Annotated in this window: 17 protein-coding genes and 1 pseudogene; 10 read left to right on the plus strand and 8 right to left on the minus strand. The window is 65.0% G+C overall.

Annotation, left to right across the window (positions count from 1 at the left end; all coding sequences use genetic code 11):
• Positions 1–40 precede the first annotated feature (40 nt).
• The 8 genes and pseudogenes from U8330_RS14850 (at position 41) to U8330_RS14885 (ending at position 8,894) form a co-directional block, all read left to right on the plus strand.
• Positions 41–1,477 (plus strand): glutamine synthetase family protein, encoded by a 1,437-nt coding sequence (locus U8330_RS14850; RefSeq protein ID WP_323106032.1) that lies wholly within the window; start codon positions 41–43, stop codon positions 1,475–1,477.
• 12 nt (positions 1,478–1,489) lie between these two features.
• The gene (locus tag U8330_RS14855; protein WP_323106033.1) at positions 1,490–2,776 is read left to right on the plus strand and encodes an FAD-binding oxidoreductase; all 1,287 of its coding nucleotides are present in this window, start codon (positions 1,490–1,492) and stop codon (positions 2,774–2,776) included.
• 103 nt (positions 2,777–2,879) lie between these two features.
• Positions 2,880–4,355, plus strand: coding sequence for a glucose-6-phosphate dehydrogenase (gene zwf, locus U8330_RS14860; RefSeq protein ID WP_323106034.1), 1,476 nt, complete (start codon positions 2,880–2,882; stop codon positions 4,353–4,355).
• Between the two features lie 7 nt (positions 4,356–4,362).
• The gene (gene pgl / locus U8330_RS14865; RefSeq protein WP_323107307.1) at positions 4,363–5,061 is read left to right on the plus strand and encodes a 6-phosphogluconolactonase; all 699 of its coding nucleotides are present in this window, start codon (positions 4,363–4,365) and stop codon (positions 5,059–5,061) included.
• Between the two features lie 86 nt (positions 5,062–5,147).
• Positions 5,148–6,968: a phosphogluconate dehydratase gene (edd, locus tag U8330_RS14870; protein WP_323106035.1), complete on the plus strand. Its 1,821-nt coding sequence runs from the start codon at positions 5,148–5,150 to the stop codon at positions 6,966–6,968.
• 97 nt (positions 6,969–7,065) lie between these two features.
• Positions 7,066–7,338, plus strand: a pseudogene (locus tag U8330_RS14875) (type II toxin-antitoxin system RelE/ParE family toxin); the annotation flags it as partial.
• Positions 7,339–7,346: 8 nt separating this feature from the next.
• Positions 7,347–7,634, plus strand: a complete 288-nt coding sequence (locus U8330_RS14880) for a HigA family addiction module antitoxin (RefSeq protein WP_323106036.1) — start codon at positions 7,347–7,349, stop codon at positions 7,632–7,634.
• Between the two features lie 12 nt (positions 7,635–7,646).
• Positions 7,647–8,894 carry a multidrug effflux MFS transporter gene (locus U8330_RS14885; protein ID WP_323106037.1) on the plus strand — a complete coding sequence of 416 codons (1,248 nt, stop codon included), beginning with the start codon at positions 7,647–7,649 and terminating at the stop codon, positions 8,892–8,894.
• On the opposite strand, the gene U8330_RS14890 is transcribed toward U8330_RS14885, so the two are convergent.
• From U8330_RS14890 to U8330_RS14910, 5 genes are all read right to left on the minus strand, one after another.
• The gene (locus tag U8330_RS14890) at positions 8,882–9,970 is read right to left on the minus strand and encodes a sn-glycerol-3-phosphate ABC transporter ATP-binding protein UgpC (RefSeq protein ID WP_323106038.1); all 1,089 of its coding nucleotides are present in this window, start codon (positions 9,968–9,970) and stop codon (positions 8,882–8,884) included. The genes U8330_RS14885 and U8330_RS14890 overlap by 13 nt on opposite strands.
• A 29-nt stretch (positions 9,971–9,999) precedes the next feature.
• Positions 10,000–11,658, minus strand: a complete 1,659-nt coding sequence (locus U8330_RS14895) for an alpha-glucosidase family protein (RefSeq protein WP_323106039.1) — start codon at positions 11,656–11,658, stop codon at positions 10,000–10,002.
• Positions 11,659–11,686: 28 nt separating this feature from the next.
• Complete coding sequence (locus U8330_RS14900) at positions 11,687–12,832, minus strand: carbohydrate ABC transporter permease (RefSeq protein WP_323106040.1); 1,146 nt, start codon at positions 12,830–12,832, stop codon at positions 11,687–11,689.
• 1 nt (position 12,833) lies between these two features.
• A complete protein-coding gene (locus U8330_RS14905; RefSeq protein WP_323106041.1) occupies positions 12,834–13,844 on the minus strand; it encodes a sugar ABC transporter permease in 1,011 nt (336 codons plus the stop codon).
• A 104-nt stretch (positions 13,845–13,948) separates the two neighbouring features.
• On the minus strand, positions 13,949–15,307 hold the full coding sequence (locus tag U8330_RS14910; protein WP_323106042.1) for an ABC transporter substrate-binding protein: 1,359 nt from the start codon (positions 15,305–15,307) through the stop codon (positions 13,949–13,951).
• Between the two features lie 291 nt (positions 15,308–15,598).
• Between U8330_RS14910 and U8330_RS14915 the strand changes: the two genes are divergently transcribed.
• Entirely contained in the window at positions 15,599–16,651 is a 1,053-nt protein-coding gene (locus U8330_RS14915; RefSeq protein ID WP_323106043.1) for a LacI family DNA-binding transcriptional regulator, read from the plus strand.
• Between the two features lie 27 nt (positions 16,652–16,678).
• Here the strand turns inward: U8330_RS14915 and folD are convergent, their stop codons facing one another.
• Positions 16,679–17,578, minus strand: coding sequence for a bifunctional methylenetetrahydrofolate dehydrogenase/methenyltetrahydrofolate cyclohydrolase FolD (gene folD / locus U8330_RS14920; RefSeq protein WP_323106044.1), 900 nt, complete (start codon positions 17,576–17,578; stop codon positions 16,679–16,681).
• A gap of 153 nt (positions 17,579–17,731) precedes the next feature.
• Positions 17,732–19,774, minus strand: coding sequence for a GumC family protein (locus U8330_RS14925; RefSeq protein ID WP_323106045.1), 2,043 nt, complete (start codon positions 19,772–19,774; stop codon positions 17,732–17,734).
• Positions 19,775–19,933: 159 nt separating this feature from the next.
• On the opposite strand from U8330_RS14925, the gene U8330_RS14930 reads away from it, so the two are divergent.
• Positions 19,934–21,199 (plus strand): lipopolysaccharide biosynthesis protein, encoded by a 1,266-nt coding sequence (locus tag U8330_RS14930; RefSeq protein ID WP_323106046.1) that lies wholly within the window; start codon positions 19,934–19,936, stop codon positions 21,197–21,199.
• Between the two features lie 67 nt (positions 21,200–21,266).
• Here U8330_RS14930 and U8330_RS14935 read toward each other — a convergent pair whose 3' ends face one another.
• Positions 21,267–22,160, minus strand: coding sequence for a DUF6492 family protein (locus tag U8330_RS14935; protein ID WP_323106047.1), 894 nt, complete (start codon positions 22,158–22,160; stop codon positions 21,267–21,269).
• Positions 22,161–22,165: the final 5 nt, after the last annotated feature.

The following is a 22,165-nucleotide window of genomic DNA, read 5'->3' on the forward strand; positions in this document are numbered from 1 at the left end:
CCGCTATGATGCTCCGATCCGACCTCAAAAACGGTGATTTATGCCCGCGAAGAGAACCATCGCACAGCAGACAAGCAAACCCTCCAAGAGTGCCAAGATCCCCCCTTCCCTGCAGTCCGCCCGTGGCGTGAAGACCTGGAAGGAAGCCGCCGACTGGCTGAAGCTGCGCGGCATCGAGGATGTGGAATGCATCACCCCTGATATTGCCGGCGTGCCGCGCGGCAAGATGATGCCCTCCTCGAAATTCACCTCCAACACTTCGCTGGCCCTGCCCTCCGCCATCTACCGCCATACGATCTCCGGCGACTATCCGGAAGAAACCGGCGACTTTCGCTATGATTCCCGCGACAGCGACATCAAGCTGGTGCCCGACCTCTCGACGCTCTCCATCGTTCCCTGGGAAACCGACCCGACGGCGCAGGTGATCTGCGACATCGCCGGCTCGAAGGGCGAGAACGTGCCCTATACGCCGCGCAACGTGCTCAAGCACGTGGTCGAGCTCTACCGGCTCAAGGGCTGGAAGCCGGTGGTGGCGCCCGAGATCGAGTTCTACCTCGTCGCCAAGAACGACGATCCGGACTATCCGCTGCATCCACCGAAGGGCCGCTCGGGCCGTTCGATCCAGGGCGGTCAGGCCTATTCGATCGCCGGCGTCAACGAATTCGACGAGCTGATCGACGACATCTACCATTTCTCCGAAAAGCAGGGATTGGAGATCGACACGCTGATCCACGAGGAGGGCCCGGCCCAGCTCGAGATCAATCTGCGCCACGGCGATCCGATCGAACTTGCCGACCAGGTCTTCCTATTCAAGCGCACGATCCGCGAGGCGGCGCTCAAGCACGGCATCTATGCCACCTTCATGGCCAAGCCGATGCAGAGCCAGGCGGGATCGGCCATGCACATCCACCAGTCGGTGGTGGAGATCAACACCGGCCGCAATCTCTTCTCCAATGCCGATGGCAGCGCGTCCAAGGAATTCTTCCACTTCATCGGCGGCATGCAGACCTTCATCCCGAGGGCGCTGTCGATGATGGCGCCCTATGTGAATTCCTATCGCCGGCTGACGCCCGATATGTCGGCGCCGGTCAACAATGCCTGGGGCTACGACAACCGCACGACCGCCTTTCGCGTACCGGATTCCGAGCCCGCAGCGCGGCGGGTGGAGAACCGGCTGCCGAGCTCGGACGCCAATCCCTATCTGGCGCTCGCCGCCTCGCTCGGCTGCGGCTATCTGGGCCTGACGCGCGAGATCGAGCCCAGCGCCCCGTCCGACGATACGGTCAACGACAAGACGATCGACCTGCCGCGCGGCCTGCTCGAGGCAGTCGCCGCCCTGGAGGCCGAACCCGCCTTCCACGAGGTCTTCTCCGCCGAATTCATCGCCATCTATGGCGGCCTCAAGCGCGGCGAATTCGAAACCTTCATGCAGGTGATCAGCCCGTGGGAACGGGAATATTTGCTGCTGAACGTGTGAGGGACCGACAGCATGACATGGCAGAGCCCGATTTCGCCCGGGGTTTCGTGGTATGAGGCGGCGGTTGCGGAGCGGCCGGTTTATCCGGCGCTCGATGGGTCTCTAGAGACCGACGTCGTCGTGGTGGGCGGCGGCTTTACAGGCTTGCAGGCTGCCTACAATCTTGCCAAGGGCGGGGTGCGGGTGACGCTGATCGATGGCTGCCGTTTCGGCGATGGCGCGTCGGGGCGCAATGGCGGGCAGCTCGGCACGGGCCAGCGCGCCGAGGTGGACGAGCTCGAGCGCCAATATGGGCGCGACCGCGCTCGCGCCCTGTTTTCCATGGCCGAGGATGCCAAGCGGCATCTGCTCGATTTTGCCCGCGACCACCAGATCAACATCGAATTCCAGCCGGGCCATCTCTCCGTGACCCATCGTGCTCGGGAGGAGAAGGCCTATCGCGCCTTTGCCGAGACCATGCGCGAGCGCTACGCCTATCAGCCGATCCGCTTCATGGATGCGGAGGAAACGGCGGACCGGCTCGGCTCGCGCCATTACAAGCTCGGCCTGCTCGACACCGGCACCGGTCATATCCAGCCGATGAAGCTGCTGATCGGCCTGGCGCGCGTCGCGGCGGCGGCCGGCGCCGGTCTGCATGAGATGACGCGGGCAGAGGCCATCACCGTCTCCGGCGGCAAGGTGCGGGTGACGACGGCACGGGGCACGATCACCGCCGATCGCGCCCTCCTCGCCTGCAACGCCCATATCGGCGGGCTGGAACCCGTTACCTCTGCCCATGTCATGCCGATCCGGTCCTTTATCGGCGCGACGCCGCCGCTGGGGGCGGCAAGCGACGTGCTGCCGGGTGGGGAATCGGTGGCCGATTCGCGCTTCGTGGTGCGCTATTTCCGCAAATCGCGCGATGGCCGCCTGCTGTTTGGCGGGCGCGAGGCCTATACGGCGGATTCCCCGCGCGATATTTCCGAGCATATCCGTCGCCAGATCGCGGAAATCTACCCGCAGCTGAAAGATGTTTCGATCGACCACGCCTGGGGCGGATCGGTGGGGATCACTCTGCCGCGCCAGCCCTTCGTGCGGGAGGTGATGCCCGGCGTGACCGCGATCGGCGGCTATTCCGGCCATGGCGTCATGCTGTCCAACTATTGCGGCAAGCTCTATGCCGACCTCGTTCTCGGTCGGCCAAGCGATCTGGATCTTTTCAAAGCACTCAAGGTTCCGCCCTTCCCCGGCGGTCAGCGCTTCCGCTCCGGACTTTTGTTCCTGGCTCTCACTTGGTATGCTCTGCGAGACAGGCTCTAGACCGGCCGCGCCTCTCCCCGGGGCAAAAAATTGCGGCAGCGCACTAGCGAATTTAAATCGATTGAATTATAGATCCCCTGACCCCGCGAGAGATCGAGACCCCATGAGCAGCCAGATCATTCCCGTCGAGCCGTTTGACTATGTGGTATTCGGAGGCACCGGCGACCTTGCCGAGCGCAAGCTCCTGCCGGCCCTTTACCACCGCCAGCTCGACGGCCAGCTGACCGACCCGACGCGTATCATCGGCGCCTCGCGCAGTGCGCTGACCCATGAGGAATATCGCAAATTCGCCACCGATGCGCTGAAAGAGCATCTGAAGCCCGGCGAGTTCGACGAGGCCCAAGTCAAGATCTTCATCGACAAGCTGTTCTACGTGCCGGTCGACGCCAAGTCCGACCAGGGCTGGGACAAGCTGAAGCAGCTGCTGGACGAGGCCAAGGAGCGCGTGCGCGCCTTCTACCTCGCCGTCGCCCCGGCGATCTTCGGCGATATTTCCGAGAAGATCCGCGACCACAAGCTGATCACCAAATCCACCCGGATCGTCGTGGAAAAGCCGATCGGCCGCGATCTCGCCTCTGCGCTCGAGCTGAACGACACGATCGGCCGGGTGTTCAAGGAAGAGCAGATCTTCCGCATCGACCACTATCTCGGCAAGGAGACGGTGCAGAACCTGATGGCGCTACGCTTTGCCAATGCGCTCTATGAGCCGCTGTGGAACTCCTCCCATATCGACCATGTGCAGATCACCGTGGCGGAAGCGGTGGGCCTTGAAAGCCGGGCCGGCTACTACGACAAGGCCGGCGCGCTGCGCGACATGGTGCAGAACCATATTCTGCAGCTGCTCTGCCTGGTGGCGATGGAAGTGCCGCCGTCGATGAACGCGGAAGCCGTGCGCGACGAGAAGCTGAAGGTGCTGCGCGCCCTGAAGCCGATCACGCCGGCCAATGTCGAAAAGCTGACGGTGCGCGGCCAGTACAAGGCCGGCGCGTCTGCCGGTGGCCCGGTCAAGGGCTATCTCGAGGAGCTGGAAGGCGGCGTTTCCAACACCGAGACCTTCGTTGCCATCAAGGCCGAGGTCAACAATTGGCGGTGGGCGGGCGTTCCCTTCTACATCCGCACCGGCAAGCGCATGGCGACCCGCATGTCGGAGATCGTCATCACCTTCAAGCCGATCCCGCATTCGATCTTCGACGAGGCCGCCGGCCGCATCGAGGCCAACCAGCTCATCATCCGCCTGCAGCCCGACGAGGGCGTCAAGCAGTCGCTGATGATCAAGGATCCGGGTCCGGGCGGCATGCGGCTGCGCAATGTCTCGCTGGACATGACCTTCGCCCGCGCCTTCAACGCCCGCAGCGCCGACGCCTATGAACGGCTGCTGCTCGACGTGATCCGCAACAACCAGACGCTGTTCATGCGCCGCGACGAGGTGGAAGCCGCGTGGCGCTGGGTGGACCCGATCCTGAAGTCCTGGGAAACGGTGGGCCAGAAGGTGCAGTCCTACACGGCCGGCACCTGGGGTCCGAGCCAGGCCATCGCGCTGATCGAGCGGGACGGCCGCACCTGGCATGAAGTGGTCTGAGGCGGCGATGACGAGCAGCCTGCACGCTTTCGACACCTCGGCCGATCTGGCCCGGTCTCTTGCCGATCGGGTGGCCGGCGCATTGTCTGCGGCCCTTGCCGAACGCGGCTCGGCAAGCCTGGCCGTTTCCGGCGGTTCGACACCGAAGGCCTTCTTCAAGGCCCTGTCCGCTGCGGCGCTCGACTGGCCCCGCATCACGATCACGCTGGTGGACGAGCGTTTCGTGCCGCCGGACCACGAGCGGTCCAACGAAAGGCTGGTGCGCGAAAACCTGATGCAGGGGCAAGCCGCTGCGGCGCGCTTTGCCCCGCTCTATTATCCGACGGCCAGCGTGGAAGAGGCGGCCGCCACGGCGAGCAAGCAGACCGCCGGCTTCGGCACGCCCTTCGACGTGGTGATCCTCGGCATGGGCAGTGACGGCCACACCGCCTCCTTCTTCCCCGGCGGCTCGCGGCTCGACGAAGCGCTTGACGCCGGCACGCCGCGCGGCGTGATGACCATGGAGGCCGAGGGCGCGGGCGAACCGCGGCTGACCTTCACCTTCTCGAGCCTCGCCGATGCCAGGCTGCTGGTGCTGCATATCGAGGGTGCCGGCAAGAAGACCGTGCTGGAGGCCGCCGAGGCGGCGGGCCCGGAAACCGACATGCCCATTCGCGCGATCCTGCGTCGCGCGCCGTCGCCCGTCGAGATCTACTGGGCGCCGTAACATGCGCAGACCGGCGCCAAAGCGTCGGACAGAGTGAAACACTAGCGTCAGACAAGGAGCCGCGACAGGCTCCGAAAGGATAGACCATGTCCGTCGATCCCCGCATCCACGCCATCACCGCCCGCATCGTCGAGCGGTCCAAGCCGACCCGCGAGCCCTATCTGGACCGCGTGCGCAAGGCCGCCTCCAAGGGCGTGCACCGCTCCGTGCTCGGCTGCGGCAATCTTGCCCATGGCTTCGCGGTCTGTTCCCCCGCCGAAAAGGCAGCGCTTTCGGGCGATGTCGTGCCGAACCTCGGCATCATCACCTCCTATAACGACATGCTTTCGGCCCACCAGCCGTTCGAGACCTATCCGGCGTTGATCCGCGCCGCGGCGGCGGAGGCCGGCGGCATTGCGCAGGTTGCCGGCGGCGTGCCCGCCATGTGCGACGGCGTGACCCAGGGCCAGCCGGGCATGGAGCTCTCGCTCTTCTCGCGCGACCTGATCGCCATGGCGGCGGGCATCGGGCTTTCGCACAATATGTTCGATTCCACCGTCTATCTCGGCGTCTGCGACAAGATCGTTCCCGGCCTGATGATCGCCGCCATGACCTTCGGCCATCTGCCGGCCGTCTTCATTCCGGCGGGGCCGATGACCAGCGGCCTGCCGAACGATGAAAAGGCCCGGGTGCGCCAGCTCTACGCGGAAGGCAAGGTCGGTCGCGACGAGCTTCTGGAGGCCGAATCAAAATCCTATCACGGGCCCGGCACCTGCACCTTCTACGGCACGGCCAATTCCAACCAGATGTTGATGGAGATCATGGGCTTCCACCTGCCCGGCGCCTCCTTCATCAACCCCGGCACGCCGCTGCGCGACGCGCTGACCCGCGAGGCGACCAAGCGGGCGCTCGCCATCACGGCACAGGGCAACGAATACACGCCGGCCGGCGAGATGATCGACGAGCGCTCGATCGTCAACGGCGTGATCGGCCTGCATGCGACCGGCGGCTCCACGAACCACACGCTGCACCTGGTCGCCATGGCGCGCGCCGGCGGCATCCAGCTGACCTGGCAGGATATTTCCGAACTCTCCGACATCATCCCCCTGCTCGCGCGCGTCTACCCGAACGGGCTCGCCGACGTGAACCATTTCCATGCCGCCGGCGGCATGGGCTTCCTCATTTCCCAACTTCTGAAGAAGGGCCTGCTGCACGAGGATGTGCGCACCGTCTTCGGCCAGGGGCTGGACGCCTATGCGATCGACGTGAAGCTCGGCGAGAACGGCGCGGTGCACCGCGAGCCGGCGCCCGCCATCAGCCACGACCCGAAGGTGCTCGCCACGATCGACCAGCCCTTCCAGGCGAGCGGCGGGCTGAAGATGCTTTCCGGCAATCTCGGCAGCGCCGTCATCAAGATCTCTGCCGTCAAGCCGGAGCGCCACATCATCGAGGCGCCGGCCAAGATCTTCCACGACCAGGCGAGCCTGAACGCCGCCTTCAAGGATGGCCAGCTCGAGGGCAATTTCATCGCCGTCGTCCGCTTCCAGGGCCCGAAGGCCAACGGCATGCCGGAGCTGCACAAGCTGACGACCGTCCTCGGCATCCTGCAGGATCGCGGGCAGATGGTGGCGCTGATCACCGATGGGCGCATGTCGGGCGCCTCCGGCAAAGTGCCCTCCGCCATTCATCTGACGCCGGAGGCCAAGGATGGCGGGCCGATCGCAAAAATCCGCGAAGGCGACATCATCCGCCTCGACGCCACCACCGGCAAGGTGAATGTCCTCGTCGATGCCGCCGAATTCGCCGCCCGCGAACCGGCTGTCGCCGATCTCAGCGACAATGATTACGGCATGGGCCGCGAACTCTTCGCCCCCTTCCGCGCCGTCGCGGGCGCGGCGGATCGCGGGGCGAGCGTGTTGTTTGCGTAAGTGAATGTGGGGCTCGGCCGTCTATCGTGCCGGGCTCTCCCTTGTCTGTCACGCCGAGCATGTCACTCAGTTTGATGGGCGTCGCGCATCATGCTACGTCAGCTTCCGGCACAAGGAACTCGAAACGCTGTACCGAACTGGCTCCACAAAAGGGGTTCAGGCGGCGCACGCAGCGAAGCTTCGACGGATCCTGGCTGCGCTGGATAGCGCTGCCGACCCAGAGGATATGGATCTCCCTGGCTACCGGCTGCACGCTTCGAAAGGCACGATGCGAGGCCACTGGTCGGTCTCGGTGAACGCGAACTGGCGTGTCACCTTTCGCTTCATCGGAATGGACGTCGAGCTTGTGGATTATCAAGACTATCATTGAGGTCTGACATGATGAAGACGCATCCTCATCCGAGGTCCCTTCTTCGGGACGATGTGCTGGAACCGCTGGGTATCGAGGTCACCGAGGCGGCGCGACGTCTGGGCGTTGCGCGCACCACCCTGTCGCGTGTCTTGAACGGGCATTCTGGTATCAGCCCGGACCTTGCTTATCGACTCGAGCTTGCCGGGGTCAGCACGGCACGCTTCTGGATGATTCTGCAGACGAACTATGAATTATGGAAAGCGCGGCAGCACGAGCCCCCGCATGTCGAGCCCCTGCGCCCTGAAGCCGCGTAGCTGGCAAGTCCAATGGGACGCCACGAGACGGTCCGCACGCCGCAACTCGGCGAACGCATTGCGCTCTATGCATGTCTGACCGCGCTGACAGCGTTCAGCATCGATGCGATGCTGCCGGGATTGCCGCTGATTGAAACGGCGCTTGCCCCCTCGCCGCCCCTCTCGACGCAGCACGTCATCTCGCTCTTCATTTTCGGCATGGCGCTGGGCGAACTTGTTCTCGGGCCCGTGTCCGATGCCACCGGCCGAAAGCCGGCGCTTCTCGCCGGGCTTGCGCTCTATGGCCTCGGCACCCTTCTCGCCGTCTCGGCCGGGTCGCTGGAGACTCTTGTTTGCGCGCGTGTGCTGCAAGGCATCGGCGTGGCCGGGCCGAAGATTGCCACGCGGGCCATGATCCGTGATCAGTTTGCCGGCGCGCAGATGGCGCGGATTCTTTCGCTGATCTTCACCCTGTTCATCCTGGTGCCGCTGCTGGCGCCCTGGCTCGGGCAAACAATCATGATGGCGTTCGGCTGGCGCAGCCTCTTCGTGCTGTCGCTCGCGCTCGCGCTGATGCTTGGGCTCTGGCTGGCTCTCCGGCATCCGGAGACGCTTGATCCTGCGTCCAGGATCCCCCTCCGCCCCACCCTGCTTCTCGCTAATGGGCGCCGCATCCTTGGCCATCGCCGCGTGTCGAGCCTTATTGTCGCAACCGGGCTGGTCTTCGGCGCGCAGCTTTTCTTCCTGTCCACCGCAGCGGACCTCTTTGCCGAGGTCTATGGCATCTCCGAAGGGCTGCCTCTGGTTCTCGCCTTGTTTTCCGCCGGCCTCGGGCTCGCCTCCTTCGCGAATGCGCGGCTGGTTCAGCGGCTCGGTTCGGAGCCGATCACGCGCAGGGCGTTTCAAGGGCTGGGCGCGACGGGGCTGATGATGCTGATTGCCAGTTTCGGACCTGATGGGCGGCCTTCCCTGCCGCCGTTTCTGGCGCTGGGTCTTGCAGCCTTCTTCTGCATCGGCCTGCTGTTCGGCAATCTCAACGCGCTGGCCATGCAGCCGCTCGGCCGGCTGGCCGGGCTCGGCAGTTCGATCGTCGCCTCCGGCTCGAGCCTGATCGCGACGCTCTTCGCCGTCGCGCTCGGCGCCATCACCCGCGCAACGCCCACGGTGCTCGCCGCAGCCTTCACGCTTGCCGGGATCGGCGGGCTCCTGTTGCTGGAGGCCGGCCGACGAGATGGATCGTCCCCGGCGGAGCCGATCGGAGAGAAGCCTTATCGGCGGTAGGTCTTGCCGTCCGAATCGAAGAGATGCAGCTTGGCGCGATCGGCCGTGAACCGCACGCTCTGGCCGCGTTCGATCGGCTGGATGCCGGCAATCTTGGCGATGATCGGCTCGTCCGGCACCAGACCTTCGATATAAAGCAGCGTCACCTCGCCGAGTGCCTCGACGATCGAGACCGTGCCTTCGAAGAGGAAGCTGTCGCCGGTGGTGACCTGAAGATCCTCGGGCCGTACGCCGAAGCTCGCCGTCTTGCCCATCTCGGTCTCGGCGGTGGGAATATCGAGGATATCGCGCTTGCCGCCGACGAGCTCGACCGTCGTCTGCGCGCCGGCGGACACGATCGTAGAGGGAATGATGTTCATGGCCGGAGAGCCGATGAAGCGGGCGACGAAGAGATTGGCCGGCCGCTCGTAGAGCTCGAGCGGAGCACCGACCTGCTCGATATGGCCGGCCGAGAGAACGACGATGCGGTCGGCCAGCGTCATCGCCTCGACCTGGTCGTGCGTCACATAGATCATCGTCGTATCGGCCATCTGCTCGCTGAGCTTGGCGATCTCGATGCGGGTCGCGACACGCAGGGCAGCATCGAGGTTCGAGAGCGGCTCGTCGAACAGGAAGACCTTGGGATTGCGGCAGATGGCGCGGCCGATGGCGACGCGCTGGCGCTGGCCGCCAGACAGGGCCTTGGGCAGGCGGTCGAGATATTTGGTCAACTGCAGGATTTCCGCAGCGGCGCGCACGCGGCGGTCGATCTCGTCCTTGCTTTCCTTGGCGATGCGCATGCCGAACGCCATGTTGTCGTAGACCGTCATATGCGGATAGAGCGCATAGGACTGGAACACCATGGCGATGCCGCGCTGCGAGGGCGGCACGTCGTTGACCTTCTGCCCTTCGATATAGAGCTCGCCGCCCGAAATCTCTTCCAGCCCGGCGATCATGCGGAGCAGCGTGGATTTGCCGCAGCCCGAGGGACCGACGAAGACGATGAACTCGCCGCGCTCGATGGTGAGATCGACGCCGTGGATAACGTCGACTGCACCATAGGATTTACGGATCTGACGCAGTTCCAAACCTGCCATGATGGCCTCCTTTCTCTGTTTCGCCGCGCTTACACGAGCCGGGCGAAGAAGCCGCTCCAGGCGGGCAATGTGATGCGTTCATCGCCAAGATGCGAATCAAATCCGTGGCCGCCAAGCACGTCGAGGCGCTCTTCCGGACGCGGCGCGGTCACCGGTTCGGCGCTGAGATTGAACAGGCAGAACAGGGTCTCGTTGCCAAAGGTCCGGTGGAAACCGAGCAGCGGCGCCTCATAGGGCTTGAACTCAATCTCGCCCTTGGCGAAGGCGGGATGACGCTTCCGGAATGCCAGGAAGCGGCGGTAATGATGAAGAACGGAGCGCATGTCCTGCTCCTGAACCGACACCGCCCGCGGCAGGTGTTCGGCCGGCACCGGCAGCCAGGGCCGGCTTTCGCCGAAGCCGCCATTCGCCTCGTCCGCGTGCCAGACCATCGGCGTGCGGCACCCGTCGCGGCCCTTGAAGTCCGGCCAGAACTGGATGCCATAGGGATCCTGCAGATCCTCGAAAGCCAGCTCGGCCTCCGGCAGGGCCAGTTCTTCGCCCTGATAGATGCAGACCGAGCCGCGCAGCGACATCAGGAGGCTCGCGAGGAATTTCGCATGGGCATCGTGATCGGCGATATCCTGGCCCCAGCGCGAGACATGGCGAATGACATCATGGTTGGAAAAGGCCCAGCAGGCCCAGCCTTCCGGCGCGGCCCGTTCGAAGGCGTGCTGGACTTCCGCCACGCGCGCCGGCGTCAGCGGATCCGGCGCCAGGAATTCGAAGGCGTAGCACATGTGCATCTTGTCGCCGCCGGAGGTGTACTGGCCGGCGATTTCGAGACCGATCTGGCTGTCGCCGACCTCGCCGACAGCGGCGATCGCCGGATACTCGTCCATCACCGCGCGGAAACGGCGCAGGAAGGCCAGGTTTTCCGGCTGGTTCTTGTCGTAGAGATGTTCCTGGTAGTTGTAGGGGTTCACGGCCGGCGCCGTGGTGGCGTTGCGGCGCTCGGGCGCCAGGGCCGGGTTGTCACGCAGCTGACGGTCGTGGAAGTAGAAGTTGATCGTGTCGAGGCGGAACCCATCGACCCCGCGGTCCAGCCAGAAGCGCTCGATCGAGAGCAGCGCGTCCTGAACCTCGACATTGTGCAGGTTCAGGTCGGGCTGCGAGGTCAGGAAGTTGTGCATGTAGTACTGCAGGCGCGTGGCATCCCACTGCCAGGCGGAACCGCCGAAGATCGACAGCCAATTGTTGGGCGGCGTGCCATCCGGCTTGGAATCCGCCCAGACATACCAGTCTGACTTGGGATTGAAGCGGGAGGAGCGGCTTTCCACGAACCAGGCATGCTGGTCGGAAGTATGAGACAGGACCAGATCGATCATCACCCGGATGCCGAGCCGGTGCGCTTCGGCGATCAGCGCATCGAAATCGGCGAGCTGGCCGAAGATCGGATCGACATTGGTGTAGTCGGAGACGTCGTAGCCGAAATCCTTCATGGGCGACATGAAGAAGGGCGAGATCCAGATCGCATCGACACCGAGCGCGGCGACATAGGGCAGACGGGCGGTAATGCCCTTCAGGTCGCCGATGCCGTCGCCGTTGGAGTCCTGATAGGAGCGCGGATAGATCTGGTAAATCACCGCGCCGCGCCACCAGTCGCGGTCAGCGACGAGGCTCGATGCTGTCGAAGGGGCAGTCGTCATGGGATAGGAATGGTCCTTGTACAAGGGATTAGCCGCCTTTGACAGAGCCGGCGAGCAAGCCGCGCACGAGGTAGCGCTGCAGGCCGAAGAAAACGATAAGAGGGATGATGATGGTGATGAAGGCCGAGGCTGTCAAAATCTCCCAGTTGCCGCCGCGCGAGCCGAGAAGGTTTACCAGGCGGCCGGTCAGCACCAGTTCGTTGTTGCCGGTGCCGAGGAAGACGATGGCCACCAGAAGGTCGTTCCAGGTCCAGAGGAACTGGAAGATGGCGAAGGACGCCAGCGCCGGGAAGGAGAGCGGCAGAATGATCTTGATGAAGATATCGAAATCGCTGGCGCCATCCACCCGGGCCGATTCCATGATCTCGCGCGGCAGGCCGGCCATGTAGTTGCGCAGCAGATAGATGGCGAGCGGCAGGCCGAAGCCCATATGGGCGAGCCAGATGCCGAGATAGGTCTTGGACGGCACGCCGAGAAAGGCGCCGACGCCGTTGTAAAGCTTCAAAAGCGGGATCAGCGACATCTGCAGCGGCACGACCAGCAGCCCCACCACCACGGCGATGAGGATGGCGCGGCCGGGAAAGGGCATCCAGGCCAGCGCATAGGCGGCAAAGGCGGCAACCAGGATCGGAATGATGGTGGCGGGCACCGAAACGGTCAGCGAATTGATGAAGGAGGCGCCGATACCCTCGGCGTTCAGCACCTCGCGGTAATTGTCGAAGGTGAAGCGCGGCGGAATCGCGGCATTCAGGAAGATGCGCTGGCCACGTCCCTCCTCCATGCGCGTATCGGAGACGATCTCGAAGCGGCCATCCTCCTGCACGGTCAGCCGCTCGCCATCGGCAAGCGTTGCGGTTTCGCCGGCCTTGAAGGCGGCGGGTTCGCGGCTGCTGAAGCCGAAGGTCGAAACCTTGGCGGCGGCATTGTCGAGGACATTGCCGGCAATGACGAACTTACCGTCTTTCTCGACCTGGGCCTCCGCGCCGGGTGCGCGATAGGTGATCGCCTGGCTGGAGGTCGACAGGGCCGTCCACCAGCCGGAAACGGCGAGCTGATCCTTGTCGCGCAGCGAGGAGATGAGCAGGCCGGCGGTGGGCAGGGTCCAGAGCGCGACGATCAGCAGAACCGAGAGATGAACGAGGAGGACAAGCGGAGAACGTTTCGATGCGATCATGTCAATGGGCCTTCATCTCGCGGGTCGCATTGCGGATGTTCCAGATCATGATCGGAACGACCAGCACCATGATGACCACCGCGATCGAGGCGCCGCGGCCGAAATCCCCGCCGCCCCGGAACATCCAGTCGAACATGAGATTGGCGAGAACCTGTGTCTGCCATTGCCCGTTGGTCATGGCGAGCACGATATCGAAGACCTTGAGCACCAGGATGGTGATGGTCGTCCAGACGACGGCGATGGTGCCCCAGATCTGCGGGATCATGATCTTGAAGAAGATCTGCAGCCCATTGGCCCCGTCGATCACCGCGGCTTCCACCGTTTCCTCCGGAATGCCGCGCAGGGCGGCGGAGAGAATGACCATGGCAAAGCCGGTCTGGATCCAGATGAGGATGACCATCAGGAAGAAACTGTTCCAGAAGGGGATGGTGACCCAGGCCTGCGGCTCGCCGCCGAAGGCGGTGACGATGGCGTTGAGCAGGCCGATCTGCTCGCTGCCGGCGGCCCGATAGTCGTAGATGAATTTCCAGATGACGGCGGCGCCGACGAAGGAAATCGCCATCGGCATGAAAATCAGCGTCTTGGCGATGTTGCCCCACCAGATGCGGTCGGTCAGCGCGGCGATGATCAGGCCGAAGAAGGTCGAGAGCGCCGGAACGACCAGCAGCCACAGGAAATTGTTAAAGATCGACTGGCGGAATTCGCCGTCGCTGAACATCCAGAAATAATTGGCGAGGCCGACGAAGCGCTGGCCCTCGCGATCATGGAAGGACAGCCAGACCGACTCGATCACCGGGTAGATCAGATAGATCGTCATGGCGAAGAGTGCGGGGAAGAGAAAGAGCCAGGGTCGGATCGCGTTGGTAATTCGCAGGTTCCGAGAGGCTGCTGCACCGCTCCTGCCCTTGGAAGGAAAGATCAGGTCCAGGATCAGGTTCGTCACATAGAAATAGGCTGCGCAGGCGAGGACGCCGGCCGCCATGGTGACGACGGCGAGTGCTAGTTGCTCCATGATTCCCCCTTGGAGACAGAGGCTGCCCCCTGGTACGTCGTTGCCGCCGCCCGGCCTTGCCCGGGCGACGGTTTTCTGCGCCTTTATGGCTTGTTTGCAGTCGATTACTTGATCGCGTCCCAGGCCTTCTGGATTTCGGCGCCGACATCGGCTGCGGACTTGCCGCCCACGAAATCCACCATGCCGGTCCAGAATGCGCCGGCCCCGATCTTGCCCGGCATCAGGTCCGAGCCGTCGAAGCGGAAGGTGGTCGCATTCAGCAGGATCTCGCCCTGCTTCTTCATCGGGCCGTTGGCATAGGCATCCTGGTTGACCGACTTGTACGGCGTCAGGAAGCTCGACTGCGCCATCCAGACTTCATGCGCGATCGGCGTCTTCAGGAACTCCAGGAAACCGCGCGAGGCGGGGGAGTCCTTGGTGATCATCGCCAGCGTACCGGCACCGAGCACCGGATTGCCGAGTTCCGGCTTGCTGGCATAGGGCGGCAAGAAGAAGAAGTCGACATCTTCCCCGACCTTGGTGCCTTCCGGGAAGAAGGACGGGATGAAGGAGCCCTGATGGTGCAGGTAGCACTTCGGCGGCGAGGCGAAGAGACCCTTCGGGCTGTCGCGGAAGTCGGTCGAGGCCACGGCCTGCGAGCCACCGTCCACGAATTTCGGGTTCTTGGCGAACCAGCCGAATTCATCCAGCGCACCGGTCACGGCGGCATCGGTGAAGGGGATGCCGTTGGTGACCCACTTGTCGTAGGTTTCCGGCGACTGCGTGCGCAGCATCAGGTCTTCCACCCAGTCGGTGGCCGGCCAGCCGGTCGCGCCGCCCGAACCGAGACCGATGCACCACGGCGTGCCGCCGTCGGCAACGATCTTCTCGGTCAGCGCCTTCAGGTCTTCCATCGTCTTCGGAACTTCGTAACCGGCATCCTCGAAGTTTTCCGGCACGTACCAGACGAGCGACTTCACGTCGATCTTGTAGGGGAAGGCGTAGAGGGCCTTCGCGCCGTCCTTACCCGTATAGGTCGAAAGATCGACCCAGGACTGGCCGGCAGAATAGTTGTCCATCAACCACTTCTGCGTGTCTTCGCCGAGCGGGGTCAGGTAGCCCTTGGAGGCCAGATCGCCGATCAGGCCCGGCTGCGGGAGAATGGCGACATTCGGCGGGCTGCCGGCCTGGGTGTCGATGACGATCTGCTGTTCGTAATTCTCAGACGACGAATACTTGACGTCGGCGCCCGTTGCTTCGCGGAAATAGTCGAGCACGGATTCGAAGAGCGCCTGGTCTTCGCCGCGCCAGGGGCCGAAGATCGTCAGGGTCTGGCCCTTCAGGTCATGGCCCTTCTTGAACTCCTCGAAGCTCGCCCAATTGAACTTCGAATCTTCGCCCGGCTTGAACTTGAGCTCGGCCGCGGCCAGCGGGCCGGCAAGCAGGGCCAGAGCGCATGCACTCAAAAGGAAAGTCTTTCTCAACGCCATATCCTCCCTCGGGGTTGAAAGCGCCCTCGGTGATGTCCCACCTCTGGACATCCATTCCTCAAAGCGCTTTGGATGCCGCTTACAAATCATCCTCTGCAGCATGAAGTCAAGCTAAAATTCAGTCCACCCTCATATGCGCCTGCACTTTTGCCGCGCAGCATAGGTTTGCAGTGCAGCAGCCGGATTTTCCCGTTTACCGGCTAAGGAGGCAGATGCTAACAGACGCACGTGGCAAGGCAACTCTCTGCCATCATGCGTCCGGACGCAAGGGAGGTTCCCCCCGCAATGAGCATCAAGCTGAAACAGCTGGCCGCGCATCTCGGGCTCTCCCAGACGACCGTCAGCCGCGCGCTGAACGGCTATCCCGAAGTGAACGAGGAAACGCGCCAGCGCGTGCTGGAGGCGGTGCGGGAGACCGGCTATCGGCCCAACAAGGCCGCCCAGCGCCTGGCGACGGGGCGTGCCGGGTCGATCGGCCTCGTCATGCCCGTGGCGGCCGGCATCGAGACCGACGTGCATTTCAGCTCGTTCCTCTCCGGGCTCGGGGAAGCGGCGCAGCGCCACGATGTTCATCTGGTCATCAATCCGAGTTCGCCGGAGGAGGAGGAGACCACCTTCCGCCGGCTCGCGGCCAGCGGCAATGTCGATGCGCTGTTCATCGCCCATGTCCGGCGCGAGGATCCGCGGATCCCCATGCTGCGCACGCTGCAGATCCCCTACATGGTCCATGGCCGGGCGATCGGTCAGGGCGAGGACTATCCCTTTCTCGACATCGACAACGAAGGCGCCTTCTATGATGCGGCGCGGCTCCTGATCGACCTCGGCCACCGCCGCATCGGGCTGATCAACGGCCAGGAGCAGCTGACCTTCTCGATCCGCCGCGAGACGGGCATGAAGAAAGCGCTCCTCGAAGCGGGTCTGCCGGTCGAGGATCTGCCGATCGACTATGGCTTCATGACGGACGAGTTCGGCTATCGCGCCGCCACCCGCTTTCTCGAAGCGACCGTGCCGCCGACCGCCATCCTCTGTTCCAGTACGGTGATCGCGCTTGGTGCCGTGCGGGCGCTGAACCGCGCCGGGTTGAAGATCGGCGAGGATGTCTCGCTGATCGCCCATGACGACGTGCTGCCGCTGTTGAAGCCCGAGCACTTCAGCGTGCCGCTGACCACCACGACATCCTCTCTGCGCGCTGCCGGCGCCCGCGTGGCCGAACGGCTGATCGCCTCGCGCGAGCAGCCGAGCGATGCGCCGCCCGAACAGGAGCTCTGGCGCACGGAGCTGATCCGGCGCGAATCGACCGGGCCCGCTCCCCGCGTGCCACGGTCCGCCCGGATCTGAGCCGTCCGCCGGCTCCAAACAGGCCGATCAGAAGCGCGGCGGCGTGCGGCCGGCCACGCGGCTGGCGGCAATCAGCGTATTGGCCATCAGCATGGCGATGGTCATCGGCCCGACCCCGCCCGGCACCGGCGTGAGGACGCCGGCAACCGCTTCCACCGCCTGGAAATCGACATCGCCCACCAGCCGCGTCTTGCCCTCGCCGCGCTCCGGCGCCTCGATGCGGTTGATGCCGACATCGATCACCGTTGCGCCCGGCTTCACCCAGTCGGCCTTGACCATCATCGGCCGGCCGACCGCGGCAACGAGGATATCCGCCTCCCGGCAGACCGCGGCGAGATCGCGCGTGCGGGAATGGGCGATGGTTGTGGTGGCGTTGGCCGCTGTCAGCAGCGTTGCCATCGGCTTGCCGAACAGGTTCGAGCGGCCGATGACCACGGCGGAGAGGCCGGAGAGATCCTCCCCATGCACCTGGCGCACCAGAACCATGGCGCCGGCCGGCGTGCAGGACACGAGCCCGCCCGTCAGGTCACCCGTCGCCAGCTTTCCGGCATTGACCACGTGCAGGCCATCCACATCCTTTTCCGGCCGGATCGACTGGATGATCGGCTCGGCCTGCAGGTGCTTGGGCAGCGGCAGCTGCACAAGAATGCCGTGGATCGCCGGGTCGGCATTCAGCGTCTCGACCAGGGCGGCCAGGGCCTCCTGGCTGGTCTCTTCCGGCAGCGTGTGCTGGATCGAGGTAAAGCCGCATTCCTTGGCCATGCGGCTTTTCGCGCCGACATAGGCATGGCTGGCCGGGTCGTTGCCGACGATCACCACCGCCAGGCCGGGGCGCAGCCCTGCCTCCTGCTCCAGAGAGGCCGTTGCCTGCTTCACGCGGTCGATGACCGACGCGGCCACCTGCTTGCCGTCGATGACGATGCTCATGCAATGCTCCTGCCGTGATCGCTCGTTGCGCCAGTCTCGGGCCTTGCCGCGTCCAGCGCTGGCCCGTCTGCGTCCTATGCTGGTCTGGCAGGAGAAATTCAAGGGATCCGAAGGACGTATGGCCGGCAAGGCCGGCTTTGCCCGAGCGGCGGTTCAGCCGTGCCCAGCGCTGCGGCTCTGCTGATACTGCTGCACGCGGCTCTTCAGGGCCTTGAGATCCGAGCGCAGCCGCGCGACGTCGGACGACGCGTCGCGTCCGGAAAGCTCGCCCCGCTGGCGCGCGGACAGGGCGGAGAGCGCTGCGGCGGTGGCGGTGACATGATGGGCGGAGGGCTGGCGCGGCTCGCGGGTGGGTGGCACCGGCGGCAAGGGACCTTCCGCAGCCCGCACGACGCCCGAGGCGGTCGCGGGTCTTGATGGTGCGGGCGCGCGAACCGGGCTCGCCGTGGAGAGTCCTTGGTTTGCGGCCGGACGGCGCGGCCGGGCGGGCGGCGGGTTGGCCGGTGCGGGGTCGCGCGGCAAGGGGTGCTCCATTGCGGAGGATATGCCCTGGCGGCTGCGGCGATAGCTGTCCTTGAGACTGCGGACGATGCCGAGCAGGACGCCGAGGCCGATGCCGGCGGCAAAGCCCGCGAACACGCCGCCGACCACGATCACCTTGCGCGACAGCCCGGTCGGCTGGATCGGCGGCTCGGCCGCGGAAATGACGCGGATATTCTTGGAGCTGAGCTTTTCCTCCTCCCCTGTCTCGCTGGCGCGCTTCAGAAAGGATTCGTAGATGGTGCGCGTGGCATTCGCCTTGCGCTCCAGCTCGCGCAGCTGGATGAAGCTCGCGGAGGCATTGACCTGATCCGCCTTGCCGGCGCTAAGCTGGCGCACGAGATCCTGCTCGGTGGCGATCGCGCGGTTGAGCTCCGTGCGGGTAGAGGCGGCGATGCGCTTCAGCTCGTTGTCGATTTCCAGCCGCGCGGAGTCGAGCGCCTGGCTGGCTGCCAGCCTCTGGGGATGGCGCGGGCCGAGGCTGGCATCGAGCGCGCTCAGCTGGGCGCGCGCCTGCGAATATTGGGCCCGCAGCTCCTGCAGCGTGGCGGAGGCCACCTCTTCGGGGTAGGCGCCGCTCAGAATGTCCTTGAGCTGGGTGCGGCTGGCCATGTCCACCTTGGCCCGCGCCTCGGCGATACGGCTGCGCACGGCGGCCACCTGCGTGTTGAGCGCCAGCAGCGTCTGGTCGGAAATCAGCTGCCCGCCGGCCCCGACGATATCGTGCTTGGCCTTGTAGTCTTCCACCGCACCTTCGGCCACGTCGAGCTCCTTGCGCAGCTCCGCCAGCCGGGTATCGAGCGCGGCGGTGGTGCGCTGGAAGAAGCCGGATTGCGCGGCCTGCTCCTCGGCGAAAAAGGTGGTGACGATGCTGTTGGCAATGCGCGCCGCCTTGGCCGGATCGCGCGATTTGACGACGACGCTGACGATGAAGGTCTTCGGATCCCGAAACACCGAGACGGCATCGGAGAGCGTATCGAGCGTGCGGGGGTTCACCCGGCTCTGCGGCTCCGGCTGCGGAGCCGGGTCCGACTGGCTGCCGGACAGCAGGGAGGTGACGGCGCCGATGCCCGGCAGTCCGCTGCCCCCGGCCGCCCTGCCCTTCGCCGAGCCGAATTCGGGGTCGTTGTCGAGGTCGAGCGCGGCGGCCACCTTGTCCAGTACGGTGCGCGAACGCAGAACCTCGAGCTGGCTGTCGATCAAGGCCAGGATCGCTTCCGTCGCCAGCGCATCCTTGGAAAGATCGGAATCGGTCAGCCGCACTTCGCGCGGGTCGATATAGAGCTTGCTTTCGGCGAGATAGCTATTCGGCGTCGTCAGTGCCAGCGCCACGCCCGCCACCGCGCCGAGCACCGTTGTGCCGATGACGACGCGGCGCAGCCGCCAGACGCTGTCGGCAATGGTGCCGAGGTCGATCAGCGGCTGGTCGCTGGCCCGGCGATTGCGCGGCTCGCGCCCGCCCGCTTGCTGAGGGGGCGCCTGCTCGGGAGGCGTCTGCTGTGTGGGCGACGGTTCTTGGGGCCGAAGAGGCGCGGCCTCGGCCGCAGACGACAGGCGCGGCGCGGCCGGAGCGGAAGCCGGCTCGACCGGCGGCGGCGCCAGATCCAGCAGCGAGCGGCGAGCGCTTTCCTTTTTCGGGTAGTGCGGATCGAACATGAGTGCTCGCGGGCCTGCAGCGCGGGATGATGAAGGGACCTTAAGCAAACATGCCCAACAAAGCGTTAAGACGCGCCCTTCGAGACAATCCGAACGAGCAGCGTTAGAGGCTTTTAAGCTTTGCCGGTTAGAAGGGCGTGGAGACAGGAACCGCCTTTCGTGATCACGCTCGCTAAGACAGTCTATGGCCGGCACGGCGGCCTGATCCGCGCCTATATGTCGATGGTCAGCGGATCGGCGGTGCGGCTGGCGCTGTCGCTCGTCTATTTCATCTGCATTGCCAACGTGCTGCCGATCAGCGATTTCGGCCTGTTCGCCACGGCGTCTGCGACCGGGGTCATGGTGTCGCGCGCGCTCGCCTTCGGCTTCGTTTCGCCGCTCTATCGCGTCGCCACCGTCAAGCCGCGCCTGGTCGGCACCTATACACTCGGCTTCTTGGTGGCCGGTCTTCTGTCCCTGCCGCTTGTGGCCGCCATCTGCGCCGGCATCTTCCTCGTCCTGTTTCGGGGCGATATGGCAGCCGGTGTCTTCCTGCGCTTCATGCTGGCCGAGATCCTCTGCTGGCGAGGGCTCGAAGTGGTGTCGATCGTGCTGAACGGCCTCGGCCGCTTCGGCCTGAGTTCGATCATGGTGGTCATGGGCACGGCGCTGCGCACGCTCGCGGCCCTGGCCTTCGTCGCGCTGTCCTACAGCACGCTGTCTGATTGGTCCTGGTTCTATCTTGGCGCCAATTGTCTCGCGCTCGCCATCGCCATCATCCACTTCTACCCGCGCCGCCGCTTACGCTGGCAGCCGCGCCTCTATGTACGGCGCTGGGCCGACAGCGTGACGGTCGCCGGCGCCGAGATTCTCTTCTACGTGCAGTCGGAATTCGACAAGCTGGTGGTGCTGGCGATCGGCGGCCCGGCCGTGTCCGGCATCTATGCGATCATCATGCGGCTCGCCGATCTCACCGCCCTGCCGGTGCGCTCCTTCAACATGCTCCTGGTTCAGGCGATCATGCGGGCGCCGAAGACGCTCGACCGCCCCTTCGCCCGGCCGCTGATCGAGCTTGCCATCGCCGGCGTCTCCTTTGCGGCGATCTTTTCGATGGCGCTGTACCTGAAGATCCTGCCGAACGGGCTCGGGCGCAATGTGTCCGAGATCGCCCCCTTCGTGCTGATGATCCTGCTCGTGCCGGGCTTCCGCAATCTGGTCGAATATCACTCCGAATTGCTCTACGCGACCGGCCGCACCGTGCGCCGCGTTCTCAACCTGGCGCTGGTCGGCGCGTCGAAGATCGCCCTGCTCTGCGGGCTGATGGTCTGGAGCGTCGAGCCGACGCTCTGGGTGCCGACGCTGAACGGGGTCTATTTCGCCCTCTACCTCGCCTCCGCCCTTCTCACCTATCCGGCGATCGCCAAAGCCGGCGCGCGGCCGATCTGAGGTCCGCCGCTGCCCGACCGGGCGCGCGAATGGCTCTCACGACACGGTTTTGAGGGGAAGGACGGCGTCAGCCGGTGAGGGCGAGTGCCGGGGCTTCCTCGCGAACGATCCGGATCACATCCTCCAGCGGACATTCGATGAAGGACTGGATGCCGACCGCGATCTGGTCATCGGCAAGACCGCGCACGAAGCGGCGCAGACCGTCCGGCCCGTCCGTCAACTGATCGGCGAACCAGACGACGTGGCAGAAGGACCGGTCTGTCGCCCAATGCCCCTCCCCGCCCTGCACCTCTTCGGCAAACCGGCCATAGAGCATGTATTCGGAAAAGGCGCGGGCGCGGGTCAGCGCGCGCGGCCAGCTGCAGCCGTTCACCTCTTCGATCCGCGCGAGCAGCGCCCGCGCCGTGTCCGCGCGCCAGGAGACCATGCTGTCGATATGCCCGGCGGCAGGAAGGCGGAAGGGGCCGATGTCGAGCAGGCGGTCGCTGTGCGCGAGCCAGGCGACATGGTCGGAACGGATCGTCGGAACGATCTCGTTCGGCTGGCGGTAGAGCCGCAGGCGCCCATCGCGCCACAGCGCAGCCGGGTCATAGTCGCGCACGAGGATCACGTCGCTGTCGATGGCGATGATCGCCGCTTCCTGCGCCTGACGGCTGAAGTCGAGCTTCATCATCTGCTGAATGTGCCAGCCGCGCAGCGGCTTGCCGAAGGGGGAAAGCCAGATCTTGCGCTTGGGCTTGCGGGGATCGGGCACGGCCCGCAGCCACCAGGGCAGGAGCGCGCGCTGGTCGATCACCGTGCGGCGGGGCCCGGCAAGCGCGGAGAAGAGCGCGACGTCGCCGCTGTCGACCAGAAGATAGTGGTGCCAGTCGCCCTGCATGTGCCGGTCGAGACTGTCGCACAAGATGCGGCAGCGCTCGTAATCCGGCGCATAGGACGCGGTCATCAGAGCGGTGGCCATCAGCG

Source organism: Rhizobium sp. CC-YZS058, assembly GCF_034720595.1.
Classification (GTDB): Bacteria; Pseudomonadota; Alphaproteobacteria; order Rhizobiales; family Rhizobiaceae; genus Ferranicluibacter.